This is a genomic window from Pontibacillus chungwhensis (genome assembly GCF_030166655.1).
Lineage (GTDB): Bacteria > Bacillota > Bacilli > Bacillales > BH030062 > Pontibacillus.
The window spans coordinates 2,642,495-2,662,457 of sequence record NZ_CP126446.1 but is presented as its reverse complement, the minus strand read 5'-3'; the positions used below and the strand labels follow the sequence as shown (position 1 = coordinate 2,662,457).

Genomic DNA, 19,963 nt, shown 5'->3' with positions numbered 1-19,963 from the left:
AATTAGATGGAATATTGTGGTTGATGTTTTGGTGGGTTTTTGGAATACTAGATTTATGCATAAATGCTACGGTAGTCAAAGGGGGAGAGGGTATGCAGTTATTGATTGCAGTTTTAATGATTTTGGCCCCTGCTTTATTCTTAATCAATTGGAAAAAGTCTGGGTATGATTGGGGCACAGAGGAGTCAGATAACAACTAAGTAGTGACAAGGGCCGCATCTATTAAAGAAGTGGCCCTTTATATTTGTGTAAGTGGGACGATTGTAAAAGTGAAAGGAAGAGATGAAAAGTGTTTACTAGAATGGAGCCTATATACCAATCCCACAACCTTCAAAAGTTCATAGCTACATGGAAAGATGAGCGGAAGATTAAAGGGCTTTTAAACCAACAAGGTTTAGAGTGGGTGTATGGAACATACATAGAAGAGGAGTTAGTCGCTTTGTTAATTGGATGGAAGAATGAACTCCACCCCTATGCGACCTATATAAATATCTTTCGGAGCGATCGTTATTCATGGAGTGAGATTGAAGGTGAAGGGTTATGGAAGCCTGTTTCGGACGAAGGTTTTTTTCAAATCATAGTAGACGAATCTGAACACGAAAAAGGGTACCAACTTAAAAAGAAGGGATTCATAGAATTACGTAAAACCTATCTCTCATGCCTTGATGTAACAGGAGTAAAGGGTACACAAATGAAGACTGATTATATTAAAACGCTTGAATGGGCATTGGGGGACGCAAGGGTAAGTAAACAATTGTTTATGCTCGTTAAAAGAACATATGAAGAAACTCATAGAGGAAATCCAGTAAAAGATATGAACCCCTATGAATGGAAGGAACTTTTATTAAATGATTATGTGTTGAAAAAGGAGAGCTTTGTATTACTTGATCCAGATACTGACGGAGTAACCGGCTTTTCTTTTCTTCACAATTCCGGCGATCCTGATATCTTGGAACAAGGATGGTTGGGGGTAGATGAAATAGATTGTATAGATAGGTTATACGATGTGATTCAATTACAATATTCACTCGCACAAGGGACCGGAGTAAAAAAGGTAGAGGGTGAGTTTGATACGACTAGTCCTTATGCTATGTGGCTGATGGACACCTTCCCTTTTATGAAAGGTGACGTTCTCATTACATATCAATTGGGTTCTAATCATAGCTAAACGCTTATATCAGTGAGGGGTAAACAAAAATGACAAATCAAGATCGTGAAGAATCTGTAATAGTCCTTGCTCAAATAGAGAATACCTTTATCCTTATTAACCAATATAGAGAACCTCTTCACATGAATATTACACAATTACCCGGAGGGGGAGTAGAAGAAGGGGAAAAGCTTGAAGATGCAGCAAGAAGAGAATTTAGGGAAGAAGCAGGCTTTTGTTGTGGGAAGTTACACTATATAGGTGAGCTGTGGCCGGCACCCTGGATGTCTAATGAGGTGACTCATGTATTCTTTACGAATGAGGTTTCTGAACAACTCGGACAAAGATTGGAGGCGCATGAAACGATTGAGGTCAGCTTTCTTCCTGTCAATGATTGTATAGAACGTATTCAAAAGAATATATACAAAGACGCAGAGCTATGTTATGCGGTATTATTAGCTCAATCTAAAGAACTATTCTCATTGTAAAGACCCACTACAATTTAAAACTAGTTGTTCCTCAGAGCCCCTCATTAAACATAACGGCCTGCCTACATGTCAGTATTACTGAAACCTTCTTGTGATTAGAGCGACATAGTAAGTGGGAGGGAATGTGATGAAACATTTACTTGTGGGAGGTATTATTTTTCTGATATTAGTAATGGTGCCAACAAAAGCAATGGCGACTTCTTGGGCTTATCCGTTTGTGGTATGGGACAATAATTTATATGTGGTTACAGATGAAGTTGTGACTGATGTAGGGGATAGAATTGGTCAGGTTACGCGATATTCTGATATGGAACAGTATGGGGGCAATTTCAGTAACGTTTACAAAAAGGGTACAAACTATTACGCCATAGAAGGGGTTTCAACAGATCAAGCTATAGCGGTAAAAGATCAAAACGGTACTTACGTAAAAGCAAACTGGGAGAAAGAGTACAACTATGGGTTTGCCTTACCTGTTGGATGGATCAGTCTGATCGCTATTCTGCTTGTTATAGGGATGGTTTTTGCTTATTGGATACGTAAGACGTCCTTTCGTTAATAGGCACCAGATAAAATGGAATGACATTATAGATTAGAGAAAGACCATTTTCAGCTTCTTATAAAGTTGGAGGTGGTCTTTTGTAGGATTTTTATACCTTTTTCTTCTCCTTACCCTCTCAAATTCCTCTCTAAGACGGTCTTTCTTATTCCGCATGAAAGTTTAATGAAATAATGTGTCTTTTTTCACCCCCATGATACTAGATGAATTGTTCGAAGATTCTAACCGGATGAAATCATCACAGAACATCTATGATGTGATGAAGTAACGTAAAGAAGGAAGAGGAGGATTTTAAGTGAGTGGTTTTAAAAAGAAAATGACAGCAGGTTTATTAACAAGCCTAGTCGCAGGGGCGGCTTGGAACACACCAATCGCTCATGGTGAAACACAATTTCCTGATGTAAATGAAGAGATTACAGGGAAAAAAGAGATTCAGTATTTGGCAGAACACGAGATTATAAAGGGGTACCAAGATGGATCTTTCCGTCCAGGAGAGGATGTATCCCGTATGGAAGCAGCCATTATGCTGACAAGAGAATTAGGATTATCAACCGAGAATCGTCCAGATCCGGATTTTGATGACATCTCGAAAGAGCACCCTCATTATAAATATATAGCAACCTTAGTCGATGAAGGGATTATTCAGGGAACGAATTCGAATACATTTGAGCCCGATCGAAATATTACACGTGTTGAAATGGCGGCCATTCTAACAAGAGCCTATAATCTGGAGAACGAACCAATCTCTAAAGAGTTTGAAGATGTTAGTGGGAATAGGAAATATGTGAGTGAGGTCACGTCAAATCGTATATCTGTTGGCTTTCCTGACACTACATTCCGACCTAATGATTCTACAACGAGAGCTGAATTTTCCATCTTTTTAGCTCGTGCGATGGATGACCAATTTAAGAACTATTTGTCTAACGCGAAAGAAGATCCTGATTTTGAATCGATCGACAACGAAGATATTCGCGGAACCTACATATGGCATGCTGGAAATGTTATAGAAGAACCTGATGAAATTATAGCTTTTGCAAAAGAAAAGAATATTAACTTACTCTACACTCGCTTAGATCGAACGCAAGATTTTACTGTTTATAACGAATTTGTAGAGAAGGCTCATGACGCAGGTATCGAGGTACACGCTATGGGAGGTCATCCAAATTGGGCTCTTGAAACAGGTGAAGAACGCCTGAATATGTTCATTGACTATGTAACGAGTTATCAAAAAGTGGTACCACCAAGACAAAGATTTGATGGTATTCACCTCGATATTGAACCGTATGTTTTAAAGAACTGGGATGGTGCATCAGAAGATGTCTTAAAGACCTGGAAATCGAACATAGAAACGTTTGTGGATGAAGTGAAGAAAGATTCAGACCTTGAGACAAGCGCTGATTTAGCCATATGGCTTGATGATCACCAAACTCCAGGCGAAGAAGACCTCCCATTCAGTGAGTGGTTTATTAGTCAATTGGATCACACAACACTAATGGCATTCAGGGATTCAGCAGCAGGTTCAAATGGAATTGTTGATGTATCTCAGAAAGAAATGGAGTTCGCGGAAAAACTGGATAAGGAGCTAATCATATCTGTAGAAATGCAACAGATGAAAGCCAATCAGCACATTTCGTTTTACGAAGAAGGTAAGCAAGTAATGGAAGAGGAACTAGATGAAACAGAAACTCAATTTAATGACCGTCCAAGTTACCACGGCAATGCTGTTCACGCGTATGAGTATTGGAAAGTAGCGAAGGAATAACTTGTTTAATCTTCAAGTTTTGGGAAATTCAGTAGATTTATTGAAATTTTCTGATATACTAAAGGAACACTAAATTGCGAGGAGTTGATGTGTTATGGCAAACGTACGACTATATTCTAAACAACCATTACAAAAACAAAATCAATGGAGGGCACATCAACTCTGATTGCGTCCTCCTATCTAATGGAGGAATGGAATGAACGGATTTAATGAAGAGTTCAAGGTAGCAGAAGGAGAAAAGGTAGGACGTATTGCGAAAGCTACCCATGGACATTATACAGTTTTCACTGAAAATCAAACCTTAGAAGGGCGTCTTGCTGGAAGCTTGTATCATATTGCCGAAGACCCCAGGGAATTACCAGCCGTAGGGGACTGGATTGTATTTATTCCCTACGATAACAACGAGAAGGCTCTTATCCAACGTGTCTTAACCCGGCGTACATTATTGTCACGAAAGAGGGCGGGGGAGACGCATGGTGAGCAAATTATTGCTGCCAACATTGATAAAGTCTTTATTGTTACTGCTTTGACGAATGAATTTAATCTCAAACGGATTGAACGATATGTGTTACAGGTGTACGAAAGTGGAGCGCTCCCTGTCATTATTTGTACCAAACCAGATTTGTGTGAAGAAGTGAATGAACGATTACAAAAACTTGAGCTTACAGCCCCAGGAGCCCCGGTTTATGCGGTGAATAACCTTACGGGAGAAGGAATAGAAGAAATGAAGCAGGAATTACTGCCCGATGAGACCATTTCTTTCATTGGATCCTCTGGAGTAGGGAAGTCAACACTTTTAAATCGTTTAATGGGTGAGGAAATTCAACTCACTCAACAAGTGCGTGTGGATGATAATCGTGGTCGCCATACGACTACTCACCGTGAGCTGTTTTCTCTTCCAAATGGGACAACGGTAATTGACACGCCAGGGATGCGCGAATTGCAGCTGTGGGGGAATGAAGAAGCAGTAGATGCCACATTCTCTGACATCGAACAACTGAGCCTTCAGTGTAAGTTCCGAGATTGTAAACACCGTAGTGAACCTGGTTGTGCAGTGAAGCAAGCCATTGAAGCAGGAGAACTTGACCATGAACGGTTAAAAAACTATGAGAAATTAAAAAGAGAATTGCATCGTTTAGCACTGAAAGAACAGTACAGCACTCACCGAGTGAACCGTATGTTACACAGTCCTAAAGCCCATAAAAGATAAACAAAAGGTCAGCTTCCATATAGGAAGCTGACCTTTTTGGAGATTACACTCTAGCTGAGTTTAATAATAAGGAGAAATCATTAGATAAACAATGACCCCGGTGATACTGACATATAGCCATAAAGGCATGGTCCAGCGTGCAATTTTACGGTGTTTGTCTACTTTCATGGAGAGTCCACGGAAAAGCGTAAGTAACGCAAGTGGTACAATGACTGCTGCTAACACTATATGGGTAATCAGGATGAAATAATAGACATACTGAATAATTCCTTCCCCGCCGTAGGATGTAGAACTCGCCATAGAGTGATAAGTAAGATAGGAAACTAAGAATAGTGCCGTTGATGTAAACGCGGCAAAAATAAAGCGTTTATGCCATTTGACATTTTTTCGAATAATCATAAATAAAGCAGCGAGCAAGAATACCGTTGTAAATGAATTTAATATGGCATTTAATAGCGGTAGGATTGTAATGTCAAAGTTTGACCCGCTTTCAATTTCCGGTATGAATAAAAGGGCTACGACAATGGCGTTAATGGCAATAGATAGACCCACAACCCATGGTACATAGTTGTAATTTTTCTCAATTTGCAAGATCCCTCAACCTTTCTAAAATAAATGGTTCATTTCCGAGTATAGCGAAAATGAACACAAGATTCACTACTGAACTCGCCACAACAGTGACAAATTTGTTAATTTTTTTGGTTGAGAAAACTAAACAGTGCCTTTTATAGTGGACAATCTAACCTTCAATCATTTGGATGTAACGGATTTCTCTTTGATTAACGACAGCAATATATATGACCGTGTTTGTTTTAAAAATACTTGTTCCGACCGGCAACTGACTTGCTGTCCCATGCCCAAACTCCTCTGCTTTTTTGGCTTGCTCTGTAATTTCCCCGACCTTTTCTCCTAATGTGTATTCTTTTTCGCTGACCCATTCCAAACCCTCAGCATTCGAATAAACTATGCCATTTAAGACGAAGATATCTGCGTCTTCCTGGTCAAGAAAATCAGCTGGTCTAGGGTTCTGAGTCGTAAAAGATTGTGACATTCCTTGGTCATCGCCACACCCGAATAAACTTAGTAGAATGAGTACAAAAGGAAGGAGCGCTTTTTGAGAAATGCCCATAACAATTCCTTCTTTCCTGTTAGGTCATTCTGCGTGTTGGGTTTGAAGATCTTTTATATGACGCTCATGATAGGGCGAATGTGAAGCCTCCTGAACCACACTGAATAAATTGCCGTCAGGGTCTTCAAAGTCAAACGTGCTTACTTCTTCTGAGTGTCGAATCGGGGTAGTGGTGACATGGTTATCTTGTAAAGTTTGATAGTCCTTTTCAATATCATCGGACAAAAAATTGAAATAAACATTAGGTTGATTGCCTTTTCTAGTGAAGACAGTAGACTGAGGTTCCGTTACTTCAATTAACGCAATCCCTGTATTTCCTCTAGGAAAAACAAACCCCACCCCGTGATCAGTTCCGGACTCCCATTCATCCACTTTAATCAGGCCGAGATGATCATCATACCATTTCTTAGAACGCTCGATATTCGTTACCGGGATAAAAGCACTGTGCATTTGGAACATTGAAAATCCTCCTTTAAAATTGCTTTCTAACCTAACACTTTCTCTATTACTCTATCTTTTTCCTTTTCAACTGGAAAATCCAACCTCATAGTATAACTCTGCTCAAGGTCCGTTGTTGGTTTAGGAGGTCTCACCAGCTCCCCACAGGAAAGCGAGTGGTTTCCAGACCCACCTTGCGCTCATATTGAGGGAACTGTAACTTTAGATGGATTGCGCTAGATTGTAATATTTGACATAATGAGCGTTGTGAATTTTCCGCAAGATGAAAAGATTGGAAGGATGGTACTATGAAGCGAATCGGATTAGGCATTGCCGCTGCATTATTGTTGGCTGGTTGTACAGACGGAGATGCGGTGGATGAATTAGAACAAGAGAAGGATGAACTGACTCAGAAAATGGAGCAGTTGGAAGAAGAGAATAAAGATCTTCAGAAACAAGTAAAAGAGCTCACCGAGCAAGACAAAGATAAAGAACAAAATGATGGAGAAGAAACAAACGAACAAAATAAAGAGAATGAATCGGAAGATAAGGAAACATCAACCGACCAATCTTCTGGTCTGTTTTCTCCAGAATCTATTGAAAAGGGCGATCAAGTAGCGGGGCTTACTGTTACGAGTAAGGAAGTGGATACAGAAAGCCCGAGTACGGCTTATTTCATTGACTTTGAAGGTCAGTTTACAGGGAAAGGCAACTTAGCTTTAAATGAGATGGGTGATGATAAATATATCTTCATTATAAATGAGGATCTTAACAACGTCCCCCACGTTCAAGGTAACGCCGATAAACAAGAGGTTTATTTGCATTTTGAGAATGAGCAAGAGTTAGAAAAGGCATTAGGTGAAAAAGCAACGAATCTTGAATTGGGAGAAACTGCGAAAGTGAGTGTAGTACTTGAGCAGTATTCGTTTAACTATGCAGAAGGAACCGATCGATCCAATTATGCGAGATTTGTAGAATTAGCAGAGTAATCGTTGAAGTCCCGTTCACTCTAATTTCCAGTTAAAGTGAGCGGGACTTTCTTGTATAATGAAGGAGCCCATACATACATTTCAAATAAAAGGAGGTTATCAGATTGGATCCGATCTATTATTTTGTAATAGCTGTACTAATCGCTACAAGCGGAATCAGTTTTGTTTCACGGAAAGCGCTTCGTAACGTTAGCCATCATCCAGAATCCCTTCAATCGATCCAGACGAAATTATTCATAGGTGTAGCTGTAACAGAAATTATTCCAATTGCGTTAGTAGTCGTTGGGTTTACTACCCTTGAACAGTCCACCATTAACCCGATCACCCCACTTATCCTTGTAGCTGTGATAACGGTCATTAATGGGGGACATGTGTTTAAAGAATACCTTAGTCTGTACGGGGAGGCAGATAAAGTAAAGAAAGAGAAACTTCGAATGCTCTTTATGGTTTGCCTTCCACTATTACTTGCTTTTCCTATTGTAGCTGCTGTAGCTACGATGAGCGCCACGGGTAATTAATTTAAAAAGAGCACGTTCTGTTCAGCAGAACGTGCTCTTTTTATTTGCGCATAGCGTAAATTTTTGATTGTTAAGATGATAAGTAAAATAAATTTGCTAAAAAGGCTGAAAAATAGTTGTATATTAATTCTCTTTTATGTATAATAATTCGTAATTAAAGGTTTTATTCCACTTTTTATACAAAATAATGAATAAATATTTGTATGTTGATCTTTAGAGGAGGCGGGGCGCATGGAGGAAAAGGGATACTTGTTATTAGAAAATGGCGTCGTTTTTGAAGGGGTACAAGTAGGCGATTTTAAAGATAAAGACGGGGAGGTAGTCTTTAATACTAGCATGACAGGGTATCAGGAAATTCTGACGGATCCCTCTTATGCGGATCAAGTGATCGTATTTTGTTATCCTCTGATAGGTAATTACGGGATAAACGATATAGATGGGGAGAGTAACATGCACGCCCTATCAGGAGCGGTGTTTGGAGAGGCGTGTGATCTTCCTAGTCACTATCAATCTCAAAATTCTCTCGTGTCTTATATGAAAAAGCATCATATAAGTGGCCTTGCTGGTGTTGATACAAGAGCTCTTGTGAAGTTGATTCGAAAGGAAGGGACGATGCGCGGGAGAATGGTAGCTTCTCTTCAAAAGAAAGCTTCAGACTATATGCCAGATCAGAAAAATGGTCCTACTGTTGAGAAAGTGTCTGTAAAGAAGGCGATTCATTATGAGGGGAGTGGGCCCCATATTGTTGTGGTGGACTATGGCTACAAGAAGTCAATCAGAACATCTTTGCAACAAGAAGGATGTAAAGTGACGGTTGTTCCCTACTCTTTTACTTTTGAACAAATCGCTTCGTTAAAGCCAGATGGTGTCCTATTTAGTAACGGGCCAGGGAATCCTGAAGAACTAGCCTCGTTCTATCCGGTGATTAAACAACTAACAGAAACTTATCCCTCCTTAGGTATTTGTCTTGGTCATCAGCTAATCGCTTTGGCGCATGGGGCTACAACTACCAAACTTCTATACGGGCATAGAGGAGGGAATCACCCGGTCAAAGACTTAGTCACGAATAAAATTTATATGACTTCTCAAAATCATGGGTATGAAGTGATGCACCACAGTTTAATACGCACTCCATTTATGGTCACACATGAAAATGTGAACGACCGAACCGTTGAAGGAATTATCCATACCTCATTGCCTGTCTGTGGTGTTCAGTTCCATCCTGAAGCCCATGCTGGTCCTTCTGACACAAGCTTTATGATTGAAAGCTTTATATCCACAGTAAAGGAGAATGCCTATGCCAGTTCGTAAGGATTTGAAAACGGTACTCGTACTTGGATCAGGACCGATAAAGATTGGACAGGCGGCTGAATTTGATTATTCAGGGACGCAAGCTTGTCTCGCATTAAAAGAAGAAGGAATGAAAGTCATTCTGATCAACAACAACCCTGCCACCATTATGACGGATCCGGTTATGGCGGATGAAGTATACATCGAGCCTATGGATGTACATACCGTTACGAAGGTTATTGAGAAAGAAAAACCAGATGGGATCTTGCCCACTCTTGGAGGGCAAACCGCCTTAAACCTGCTTATCGATCTTAAAAACACCGGGGTGCTGGATCGCTATACCGTAGAGGTGTTAGGTACTTCGGTTGATAATATTGAGAGAGGAGAAGACAGAGATTTATTTAGAGACCTCATGCTTCAATTAAGTGAACCGATTCCTGTCTCAACTCGAGTTCATAAAATAGAAGAAGCAGACGAGTTTTCAAAGACTGTCGGATTTCCACTCATTATTCGCCCTGCTTATACATTAGGGGGAGAAGGGGGTGGGATCGCTTATACCCATGAAGACCTTGCGCAGATTGTGCGGTCCGGGTTACATGCAAGCCCCATTAATCAGGTACTAATTGAAGAAAGTATATTAGGCTGGAAAGAGATTGAATATGAAGTGCTACGGGATGCGAATGATACGTGCACAATTGTCTGCAATATGGAAAATGTCGATCCTGTCGGAATCCACACAGGTGATTCAATAGTAGTTGCTCCCTCACAAACGTTATCAGATCGTCAGTATCAGTTACTAAGAGAAGCATCTATTAAAGTAATCCGCGCATTAAATATTGTGGGCGGCTGCAACATCCAATTTGGGTTAGATCCACAATCAGATGCGTATAAAGTCATTGAAGTCAATCCTCGAGTGAGTCGGTCGTCTGCCTTAGCATCGAAGGCTACAGGGTTTCCGATTGCCAGAATCGCCACAAAATGCGCCATTGGCTACCATTTAGATGAAATCGAAAATCCCATTACAGAGAAAACATTTGCAGCTTTTGAACCTGCTCTTGATTACATCGTCGTAAAGCTGCCTCGTTTTCCTTTTGATAAATTCAAAGAAGGGAACCGAACGCTGAATACCCAAATGAAGGCAACTGGTGAAGTAATGGCTATGGACCGTACCTTTGAAGGTGCTTTGAACAAGGCAATCCGATCTCTTGACCTTCATCAGCATAGTTTAACATCAACCCGTTTTCACCATCTTTCTAATGAACAGCTCATGAGGAGTATCACTAATCCAACTGATGAGCGGATTTTCTTGCTTGCTGAAGCGTTCAATAGAGGATATCCCGTAGAGGAGCTTCACGCTATAAGCAGTATTGATCCATGGTTTCTATACAAGATGAGTGCCATTGTTACATTAGAAAATCGTGTAAAAGAAACAGCTGTCTTATCTGTGGCTGAACTATGGGAACTTAAACGCTTCAACATTAGCGACCAATGGATAGCTGATTGCTTAAAGATGTTCCTTCATGAATTCAGAGCCTTTAGAAAGAGTGTAGGTGTACTTCCGGGATATAAACAAGTAGATACTTGCGCAGGAGAGTTTGAAGCTGTTACTCCTTATTATTATTCTACATGGACGGGTAGCGATGAAGTGGTCCATGACAGCAGAGACAAAGCACTCGTCCTTGGATCTGGCCCCATTCGGATTGGGCAGGGAATTGAATTTGATTACTGTTCTGTTCATGCAGCTAAAGCCTTAAAGGCAAGCGGTTATACAACGATTGTGATGAATAATAATCCAGAAACCGTGAGCACAGATTATTCTGTGGCAGACCGTCTATATTTTGAACCTCTTGCACTTGAGGATGTCCTCTCTGTTATAGAAAAGGAGAAGATTAATCTAGTATTCATTCAATTCGGTGGACAGACAGCGATCAACTTAGCCGCTCAATTAGAAGAACATGGTGTGAATATTGCCGGGACGCCCGTTAAGGCCATATCAGGTATGGAAGATCGAAATCGATTCTATCAAATACTAAAGCGTTTAGACCTCCCTGCTATTGAGGGCTCGTTTGCCAAGAATGTGGGAGATATGGAGGAAATCATCGACGACTTATCGTTCCCTCTAATGGTAAGACCCTCTTATGTTATAGGAGGGGAATCCATGCATATCTTGAGGTCCAGTGATGATGTTCGTGCCTATATTAAGCAATTGCAACTGTCTTCAGATCGAGTATGGCCCATGATTTTAGACCAGTATATAGATGGAAGAGAATGTGAACTGGACGCAATCTGTGATGGGGAAGACGTTATCATCCCAGGGATCTTTGAGCACATTGAGCGAGCGGGCGTTCATTCGGGTGATAGTACAGCTATCTTTCCGCCTTTAACCCTGACTGAGGAAGAGAAAAGTAAAATGATAGAAATGACAAAGAAACTGACGAAGGATCAAGGAATCGTTGGTATGGTTAACATTCAATTTGTCATCGATGGAGGAACGGTTTATCCTCTCGAGGTAAATCCGCGTGCATCAAGAACTGTACCGGTTTTAAGTAAAGTTACAGGCATTCCGATTATTGATTGGGCCGTTCAGGCTCAACTAGGAATTCCGTTAAAGGATGTCCATGACAGGATGGAGCTATTAGAAGAGCCCCCGTTTTTCTCGGTCAAAGCACCAGCTTTTTCAAATGGAAAACTAGGGAATGTTGATCATTTCTTAGGTCCTGAAATGAAATCTACCGGAGAAATACTAGGGCTATCTTATACAAAAGAAGATGCTTTGGCAAAGTCAATTACTGCAGCTCAGACAGAAGGTGGGATCCTTTGTTCATTTAGCTCTCTTGATCATACAGATCAGTTACAAGACCTACAACGGTTTGTGAAACAAGGAATCAACCTATACGGAACCCCTGGGACATCTGATTATATGGAAAAGTTAGGCTTACCGATTCAACGAGTCTCAAGAGATGTAAAAGAGATTGAAGCTCTGATGGAGCAGGGGTGTATCAATATGGTTTATTGCACGCCAACGAAAGGTCGGGATAAGTTGCGTACAGGCTTTCAAATAAGAGCACTAGCAACCAAGTTTGGGCTGCCATGCTGGACGCATATCGATCAACTATCACGAATGCAATTGAAAACGAGTGTACGAGAGCAAGAAGTGACCTCGTTACAAACGTATCACCAGTCTAGTGAAAAGGTAGTCACAAAATAAGAGGAGGATGAGTATGCATCTAAAAGACCATCTTAGTCAGACCAAGGATTTCTTAACTATTGGAGAGTGGACGTTTGAAAAAATTCAATCTGTTCTTGAGCAAGCACATTACCTGAAAGATTTGCAGCAAAAAGAAATTCCGCATCCATACTTAAAGGGAAAAGTGCTCGGGATGCTATTTGAGAAGGCGTCGACGCGTACACGGGTATCCTTTGAAGCTGGGATGTTTCAACTTGGTGGGAGTGCGTTGTATTTAAACTCCAATGACCTTCAACTGGGGCGTGGTGAGACCATTGAGGATACAGCGAAGGTTCTATCTAGATATGTAGATGCAATCATGATTCGCACATTTTCCCATGACATGATTGAACAGTTTGCAGAGAGTGCTACGGTACCTGTTATCAATGGACTAACTGACCTACATCATCCTACACAGGTGATGGCAGATTTAATGACGATTGAAGAAATAAAGGGTGAATTGCCATCTGTGAAAGTAGCTTATGTGGGAGATGGGAATAATATGGCACATTCGTTAATTGAAGCGGCGAGTACAGTCGGCATGGAGTTGTGTGTGGCCACTCCGCCAGGTTACGAACCAAAGGAAGACGTTATGAATGCTTTATCCAACGACTATGTATCTGTTACACATGACCCTTTTCTTGCAGTAAAAGATGCGGATGTAATTATGACGGATGTTTGGGCAAGTATGGGTCAGGAAAATTTACAGTTAGAGCGTGAAGGAGTATTTACCTCTTATCAGGTTAATGAATCCCTGTGTGCTGTAGCGAAAGAAGATTACATCTTTATGCATTGCTTACCAGCACATAGAGGAGAAGAAGTGACTTCTGATATTATAGATGGATCTCATTCTGTAGTGTATGATCAAGCTGAGAACCGACTGCATGTTCATAAAGCTATCCTTCAATATTTACTGAAAGTGAACGACAGTAAAGAACAATAGTTTGATGAAGCAGAAAAAATATAAAGGTATTAAAAAATAAAGGTTATTCTCTATAGGGGGAATGGCCTTTATTTTATGGCATCTATTTAACCCTACCTATTAGTGAAGGGGAGTTTTTGACTAAATTTTCTGATATTATTGAATTTTTTACTTTAATATAAGAAAATGGAAATTAAGTTGAAAACGCATACATAATAAGGGGTGATTCGCTTGCAAACGGAGGTAAATCAGAGGAATGGAGATCTATTGGCGGCTCCTGCTACTTTCATGGGCAGATTGAAAAAGGTAGGACCCGGTTTTGTAGCAGCTGCAACAGGGGTAGGTACAGGTGATCTCGTAGCGGCACTTGTAGCAGGGACAGGTTATGGACTTACGTTTATTTGGGCCATTGTAGTTGGAGCCATACTGAAATACTTTTTAAATGAAGGGGTTGGCAGATGGAATCTTGCATCTGGTCAGACGATTTTACAAGGTTGGCGCTCACTGGGTAAATGGACAACTGGATATTTTGGCATCTATATTGTGATATGGGGTTTTGTGTACGGGGCAGCAGCAACCTCGGCAACCGCCATGGCGATGAATGCGATGGTGCCTGGATTACCTATTTGGGCATGGGCCATGATTCATGGAGTCGTTGGATTTTCATTAATTTGGCTAGGGCGATACGGCTTTTTCGAGAGAGTGATGATGATCCTGATCGGGGTTATGTTCGTTACAGTCATTGGAACAGCGCTATTATTTTTACCTGAATTTGATTTAATGATTGAAGGATTTGCTCCAAGAATTCCAGATGGATCACTCATGCTTGCCTTAGGGCTTGTAGGGGGAGTCGGAGGAACCATAACGATGGCTTCCTATGGATATTGGTTGAAAGAGAAAGGGTGGAAAGGGAGTTCATGGATGAGCGTCATGCGGCTAGATTCGAAAGTAGCTTACTTCATTACGACGCTTTTCACTTTGGCCCTATTGATTATCGGAAGCCAGTTTTTATTTGGGACAGGCATCTCCATTGATGGGGATCAAGGTTTAATTACGCTAGCGGACCGAATGGGAAGTGAATTCAATCCTCTGTTACGTTGGTTATTTTTAATCGGGTTTTGGTCTGCTGCCTTTTCATCATTACTTGGAGTATGGAATGGGATTCCTTACTTATTTGCAGATTTTGTTCGTCCGTTTTATAAAACGGAGAAGAAGCGGAACACACCCGTCTCAGATCAGGACCCAGCCTATAGGGCCTATCTTTGTTGGCTGACGTTTCCACCTATGTTGTTGTTGCTGTTTGGTAAACCTGTTGAACTCATTATCATTTATGGGGCACTCGGCGCATTATTTATGCCATTTCTTTCAGGAACCTTATTGTGGTTATTAAATTCTTCACGAATTTCTACAGATTATCGCAGCACAGCACTATCGAATGTCGTGTTATCACTTTGTATCGTATTATTTGGCTTTTTAGCTGTTCATTCCATTATCGAAAAGTTCTTTTAAATAGGAGTGGGAGTATAGAGGAAGTGGCCGTGGATGGAGAAGAACCATTCGCGGCCACTTTTTCTTTCTCTTCTTTAAGTAACACAATAATATGTTATGGTAAGAAAGTTTTAAAATGCAGAAATTGAACATTAAAGGCTTTTTTTGTGTAATTCAAGAAAAAATAAAGTTATGTAAAAATAGAAAAAAGTGGTTTTGTTGTGTTTTAAAAGAGGTAACTAGTAGTATTCCAATTCTTATGTAATTTGGAGAGAAAAAGGAGGGTGAAAGTTTATGAAGAGCGTAACAGCGGTATTCTGGTATGCCGTCACGGTTTGTAGCTTGTTTGTATTATGGGGTGTTTTCGCACCGGGGAATTTAGAAACAGTATCAAGTCAGGCTACTGCATTTATTTCGAAACGGTTTGGTTGGTATTACCTTTTACTATTTGCAGTTATTTTTCTATTTTGTGTTTATTTGACTTTCTCAAAGTTTGGGAAATTAAAGCTTGGGGCAGAAGATGATCAACCGAGTTTTAGCTTACCAACATGGTTTGCCATGCTTTTTAGTGCAGGTATGGGAATGGGGATGGTATTTTGGACGACCTCTGAACCGATCTCACATGCATTTAAGAGTTCACCACATGCTGAACTTGGTTCTGATTTAGCAATTAAAGAATCACTTCAGTATTCCTACTTTCATTGGGGAGTATCTGCTTGGGCCATTTACGGTATTGTGGCGCTTGTGTTAGCTTATTTCAAATTTCATAAAGGGTATCCAGGGCTAATTAGTGCTACACTTATTCCGCTTCTAGGTGAGCAAAGAATGAGAGGAATGCTCGGTAAATTAATTGATACGTTAGCTGTGTTTGCAACCGTTGTTGGTGTTGCCGCTACATTAGGATTCGGATCGGCACAAATCAATGAGGGGCTATCATTTTTATTTCAGGCACCGTCTAACTACCGTGTGCAAATGATTATTTTAGGTATTTCTACCATTTTATTTATCATTTCTGCTTATTCAGGAATACATAAAGGAATTAAATACTTAAGTAATATTAACATGGGTCTTGGCTTCGCGCTTTTAATTCTATTGTTTATCGTTGGACCTACCTTACATATATTGAATATGTTCACAAATTCGCTAGGGAATTATCTTACCAACTTTGTAGATATGAGCTTTCGGATTGCACCTCTAAACGAGGAGAGCCGAGGATGGATTAATTCATGGACCATTTTCTATTGGGCATGGTGGATTTCCTGGTCACCGTTTGTTGGAATCTTTATTGCTCGTATCTCGAAAGGGAGAACATTGAGAGAGTTTATGGCAGGCGTGTTAATAGTGCCTTCATTAGTATGTTTTGTCTTCTTTGCAGTATTTGGTGTGTCCGCTCTTGAATTAGAGCAGAGTGGCGTAGCTGAGATCTCTCAATATGCATTAGAAACAGCTACCTTTGGGATGCTGCAGCATTACCCTCTTGGTACGTTAATGTCATTCATAACCGTATTTGTCATTGCGATATTTTTCATTACATCAGCAGACTCCGCTACTTTTGTATTAGGAATGTTAACTTCAAATGGTTCTCTAGAACCTTCAAGCATGGTGAAGATTGTTTGGGGGATTATGCTTTCATTTGTTGCAGGGATTATTGTTTATTTCGGAGGTACGCAAGGGTTGCAAAATGTTTTAATCATCACAGCCCTCCCATTTTCAGTTGTTCTCCTTCTGATGTGCGGTTCCTTCTATAAAGCTGTGAATTTAGAATTTAAAAGGGGTACTCAATTAAAGGAAAGAAAAAAGTGGAAGGAAGAAGTAGCTACGTCGGCTTCTGAGTAAAGAAAGCCCTGCCAAAGAAAATGGCAGGGCATTTTTAAATATTATTTGTTTGAAGCTTTCTCGATTTGTTGAGCCATTCTTAATTTCTTGCTTTGGGAAACTTGCTTAAGTTTTTCTAGAGCTTTTTCTTTTTTATTACCTTTGCTGAGCTTATTCTCTAACTTGGTATCTTCATTATGGAACTTCTCGATCTTCTTCTCGAGTGGTTGGGATTTATCAGTACCATCAACGAGCATTTTAACTTCTTTTTCCTCACCTGAAGGGATATTTGTATATAGTATATGATTATCTTCATCATAGTAATAGGATTCTTGTGTCTCCTTCACGTCTTGACTGCTACTTACTTCTTGATAGAATTTATCACCTTTTCGAATGTAATGTGGTTTCATTACATTGTGTAACTTCACAGTGTATGAAGTTAGCTCGGAGTTATAGCTCTCGACTTTCTTATCCTGGTTAAATGTATATAAGAATTTATTCTGTTTCTGGACATGGAACTGTGTTTTATTAAATTCGCCATCTTGATAATCTTCTGTGCTTCCGTCATCTTCAATGAATGTGTAGTTTGATTGATCCTCGACATACGTATCAAGGATTAGATTTTCAAGAGGTTTCTCACCTGTATACTGCTGAACGTTACGTTTTGGGATAATCGAATCTTTCTTAACGTAAAGTGGAATGGTAGACAAGTCAGCCTCTTTTGTTATGGTTTGACCACCTTTATATTCTTCGCCTGTCCAGTAATCAATCCATTTTTCGTCTTTTGGAAGATAAACTTCTTTAGAAGTAGCGCCTTTTTCAACGATCGGTGCTACCATTAGTGATTCACCGAACATAAACTGTTGATCAATATCATGGGTGTTTTCATCTTTTTGGAATTGATAGACAAGTGGCTGTTGAATTGGCGTACCATCCATACTTGCTTGTATAAATGTATTGTAAAGGTATGGCATAAGTTTATAACGCATTTCGATGTATTTCTTGCTAATATCTTCGACTTTTTGACCATATTGCCACGGTTCTTGACCTGGTATATCCTTCGCTTCAGTATCAAAGGCAACGGTACTGCCATTATCTGCGTGAATGCGGGAGAACGGGTTAAACATTCCCATTTGAAGCCAACGAGCAAATAGCTCACCAGAAGGGCGCTTCGCAAATCCACCGATATCATTTCCTACGAAAGGAATTCCTGAAAGGCCTACGTTGTTGTTCATAGGAGTAGACATTTGTAAAGCTTCCCACGTACTTGCGTTATCGCCTGTCCATAGAGTAGCGTAGCGCTGAGAGCCAGCGTACATATCACGTGTTAATATAAATGGGCGAGTATTATTCTTGTTCACATCGAAGGCTTGATCAGTCGCTTCAGCTTCGTAGTGGGCAAACATATTATGAAATTCAGCATGATCCATATCTCCATATTGAACATCAAGTGGTTGGGTTTTCGTTGCTGTATCAAATACTGCTGGTTCGTTCATGTCGTTCCAAATTCCGTCTACACCTGCATCCATGATTGTTGCATGGCTCTCAGCCCACCAATCTTGAACTTCTTTACGGGCAAAATCCGGAAATACAGACTCTCCTGGCCAAACTTCACCCACATAGGCACTTCCATCCGGGTTTGTCGCCCAGTATCCATTTTCTGTACCTTCGTCATACATGTAATACCCAGGGTCTTTCTTAATACCAGGATCACTTACAGCAACGGAACTTACCCCTTTGCTCTCAAGGTAATCATTGAATGCTTTAGGATCATTAGTGAAGTCTTCTCCCCATGTAAAGTTACGAAAACCATTCATATGATCAATATCTAAATGAACAGCATCTAGAGGAATATCTTTCTCGCGGTATGTATCAACAATGTTTTTAATTTCATCCGCGGTTTTGTATCCCCACTTACTCTGGTGTAAACCTAAAGACCATTTAGGAGGGCGTTGCATAGATCCTGTGAGCTCTGTGTAACGGTTTACAACATCTTGAATTTCAGGTCCGTAGGCAAAGTAATAGGTTAATTGCCCATCATTTGCATAAAAGTAATAGTAATCATCGCTTTCGCTTGCCATTTCGTAATAAGAGCGATGGCTGTTGTCGAAGAAGATCCCGTACGCTTTTTCATCTTTTAATCCAATAAAGAATGGGACCGTTGTATATAAGTATTTCGTGTCTTTACTATAATCATAAGCATCGTTATTCCACATCCCAATGCTCTCTCCGCGTTTATTAAGCTTACCGGCTTGTTCTCCAAATCCATAGAAATCTTCATTTTTACTTGTGTCTTTGAATACGTATGGTTTTCCATTTTCATATCCTGATCCATACTTCATGCTATCTTGATTAATAACGTTTCCTTCTGAGTCCATAAATTTAACACCAAACGGTTCTTTATGGATACTTACAGTGATCTCATCTGTGGAAAGAGTAATACTTGTTTCGTTCTCTTCAAGATGGAAAGAAGGAGTATCCCAATCAGTTTTATTAATAGCAGCTGTATCCTCGTTCTTCTCACCTTGCTTTAGGATTGAAACCTTCGCCAGGTCGACGGCTTTTAATCGGATGAAGGCTTGGTAATTATTCGAAAGTGTCAGTTGAACACCATTTTCTACTTTCTGAACCTCTTGGACTTGTAATTTTTGCTTTTCAACGGCTTCCTTGTTTAGTTCCTTTTCTGGGTAAACATCTGCAACAGCTAATACGTGGGAAGGAGTGGCTACAGGGATGAGTAAGCTGGTTGCCAAACTGGCTGTGGCTAATGTTCGAACTGTTTTTGAATTACGCAAAATTCTTCACCTCTTCTAAAAATTTTAAGAATAAGTATTGCAGAGATAACTCTACAGCTTAGAAGATGTTGTGGTCAATTATAGGGAGGAGGTGTGATATGTGAGCAGAAAGGGCTAATGTAAGGGGTTTCTTTATGTGTGACAAAGTAATTTTCGTTTTAAATATGTATTAAAAAATTAATACAAAAGA

At 40.2% G+C, this 19,963-nt stretch carries 16 protein-coding genes; 12 read left to right on the top strand and 4 right to left on the bottom strand.

All coding sequences use genetic code 11. The features are described 5' to 3' along the window. The first annotated feature begins 301 nt into the window (after positions 1–301). From QNI29_RS13865 to rsgA, 5 genes are all read left to right on the top strand, one after another. Positions 302–1,168, top strand: a complete 867-nt coding sequence (locus QNI29_RS13865) for a hypothetical protein (RefSeq protein WP_231417097.1) — start codon at positions 302–304, stop codon at positions 1,166–1,168. 29 nt (positions 1,169–1,197) lie between these two features. Beyond that, on the top strand, positions 1,198–1,635 hold the full coding sequence (locus QNI29_RS13860; protein ID WP_231417096.1) for an NUDIX hydrolase: 438 nt from the start codon (positions 1,198–1,200) through the stop codon (positions 1,633–1,635). 127 nt (positions 1,636–1,762) lie between these two features. Next, the gene (locus QNI29_RS13855) at positions 1,763–2,191 is read left to right on the top strand and encodes a hypothetical protein (protein WP_231417095.1); all 429 of its coding nucleotides are present in this window, start codon (positions 1,763–1,765) and stop codon (positions 2,189–2,191) included. Positions 2,192–2,486: 295 nt separating this feature from the next. After that, the gene (locus QNI29_RS13850) at positions 2,487–3,953 is read left to right on the top strand and encodes an S-layer homology domain-containing protein (protein ID WP_231417094.1); all 1,467 of its coding nucleotides are present in this window, start codon (positions 2,487–2,489) and stop codon (positions 3,951–3,953) included. A gap of 196 nt (positions 3,954–4,149) precedes the next feature. Further along, the gene (gene rsgA / locus QNI29_RS13845; protein ID WP_231417093.1) at positions 4,150–5,163 is read left to right on the top strand and encodes a ribosome small subunit-dependent GTPase A; all 1,014 of its coding nucleotides are present in this window, start codon (positions 4,150–4,152) and stop codon (positions 5,161–5,163) included. Between the two features lie 60 nt (positions 5,164–5,223). Here rsgA and QNI29_RS13840 read toward each other — a convergent pair whose 3' ends face one another. The 3 genes from QNI29_RS13840 to QNI29_RS13830 form a co-directional block, all read right to left on the bottom strand. Next, positions 5,224–5,757, bottom strand: a complete 534-nt coding sequence (locus QNI29_RS13840) for a DUF420 domain-containing protein (protein WP_231417591.1) — start codon at positions 5,755–5,757, stop codon at positions 5,224–5,226. A 145-nt stretch (positions 5,758–5,902) separates the two neighbouring features. After that, entirely contained in the window at positions 5,903–6,292 is a 390-nt protein-coding gene (locus QNI29_RS13835; protein ID WP_231417092.1) for a hypothetical protein, read from the bottom strand. 24 nt (positions 6,293–6,316) lie between these two features. Next, the gene (locus tag QNI29_RS13830) at positions 6,317–6,751 is read right to left on the bottom strand and encodes a VOC family protein (RefSeq protein WP_231417091.1); all 435 of its coding nucleotides are present in this window, start codon (positions 6,749–6,751) and stop codon (positions 6,317–6,319) included. Positions 6,752–7,038: 287 nt separating this feature from the next. On the opposite strand from QNI29_RS13830, the gene QNI29_RS13825 reads away from it, so the two are divergent. The 7 genes from QNI29_RS13825 to QNI29_RS13795 all read left to right on the top strand — a co-directional run bounded on the left by QNI29_RS13825 (position 7,039) and on the right by QNI29_RS13795 (position 16,999). After that, the gene (locus tag QNI29_RS13825) at positions 7,039–7,719 is read left to right on the top strand and encodes a hypothetical protein (protein ID WP_231417090.1); all 681 of its coding nucleotides are present in this window, start codon (positions 7,039–7,041) and stop codon (positions 7,717–7,719) included. Between the two features lie 104 nt (positions 7,720–7,823). Then, positions 7,824–8,237, top strand: coding sequence for a hypothetical protein (locus tag QNI29_RS13820; RefSeq protein WP_231417089.1), 414 nt, complete (start codon positions 7,824–7,826; stop codon positions 8,235–8,237). 231 nt (positions 8,238–8,468) lie between these two features. Continuing rightward, the gene (locus QNI29_RS13815) at positions 8,469–9,548 is read left to right on the top strand and encodes a carbamoyl phosphate synthase small subunit (protein WP_231417088.1); all 1,080 of its coding nucleotides are present in this window, start codon (positions 8,469–8,471) and stop codon (positions 9,546–9,548) included. Continuing rightward, complete coding sequence (carB, locus tag QNI29_RS13810; protein WP_231417087.1) at positions 9,535–12,735, top strand: carbamoyl-phosphate synthase (glutamine-hydrolyzing) large subunit; 3,201 nt, start codon at positions 9,535–9,537, stop codon at positions 12,733–12,735. Before QNI29_RS13815 ends, carB begins: the two co-directional genes overlap by 14 nt. A gap of 13 nt (positions 12,736–12,748) precedes the next feature. Further along, positions 12,749–13,696 carry an ornithine carbamoyltransferase gene (gene argF, locus QNI29_RS13805; RefSeq protein ID WP_231417086.1) on the top strand — a complete coding sequence of 316 codons (948 nt, stop codon included), beginning with the start codon at positions 12,749–12,751 and terminating at the stop codon, positions 13,694–13,696. A gap of 210 nt (positions 13,697–13,906) precedes the next feature. After that, positions 13,907–15,184: an Nramp family divalent metal transporter gene (locus QNI29_RS13800; protein WP_354665908.1), complete on the top strand. Its 1,278-nt coding sequence runs from the start codon at positions 13,907–13,909 to the stop codon at positions 15,182–15,184. Between the two features lie 273 nt (positions 15,185–15,457). Then, complete coding sequence (locus QNI29_RS13795) at positions 15,458–16,999, top strand: BCCT family transporter (protein ID WP_231417085.1); 1,542 nt, start codon at positions 15,458–15,460, stop codon at positions 16,997–16,999. Between the two features lie 41 nt (positions 17,000–17,040). Here QNI29_RS13795 and QNI29_RS13790 read toward each other — a convergent pair whose 3' ends face one another. After that, complete coding sequence (locus QNI29_RS13790) at positions 17,041–19,773, bottom strand: glycoside hydrolase family 31 protein (protein ID WP_231417084.1); 2,733 nt, start codon at positions 19,771–19,773, stop codon at positions 17,041–17,043. Positions 19,774–19,963 lie beyond the last annotated feature (190 nt).